This is a genomic window from Marivita sp. S2033 (genome assembly GCF_046592965.1).
Classification (GTDB): domain Bacteria; phylum Pseudomonadota; class Alphaproteobacteria; order Rhodobacterales; family Rhodobacteraceae; genus Marivita.
In genome coordinates this window covers 1-449 of record NZ_JBISBV010000059.1, presented here as the reverse complement: position 1 = coordinate 449, position 449 = coordinate 1, and the positions used below count along the sequence as shown (strand labels likewise).

The 449-nt window shown below is 63.0% G+C and carries 1 protein-coding gene; it reads left to right on the top strand.

Annotated elements, in window-relative coordinates; translation table 11 throughout:
- Window positions 1-449 (top strand): cation transporter (locus ACGKZZ_RS17305; protein WP_411224759.1); only part of this gene is annotated, 449 nt, incomplete at both ends.

The window sequence follows — 449 nt, the reverse complement described above, 5'->3', positions numbered from 1 at the left end:
ACCGGCTACGGTTTCGAGAAGATCGAGGACGGCGATACATCGTCCGATCCGGCCTACAAGGACCCGAGCTATCGCCGCGCGCTCTGGATCGTGGTCGCGCTCAATCTCGGATACGGCGTGGTCGAAATGTTCGGCGGGTTCCTGTCCGGTTCGCAGGCGCTGAAGGCAGACGCGCTCGATTTTCTGGGCGATGGTGCGATCACGTTTCTGGGCCTGCTCGCCATCGGCTGGAGCCTGACATGGCGGGCGCGGTCGGCGATGATCCAAGGCGTGTTTCTGGGCCTTCTGGGCCTTGGCGTTGTCGGCAGCACGCTCTGGCGTGTCCTCAACCAGACCACGCCAGAAGCCGGGTTGATGGGAGCCTTCGCGGTAGGTGCGCTGATCGTAAACATCCTCGCGGTGCTGCCGCTGCTAAAGCACCGCAAGGGTGATGCCAATATGCGAGCCGT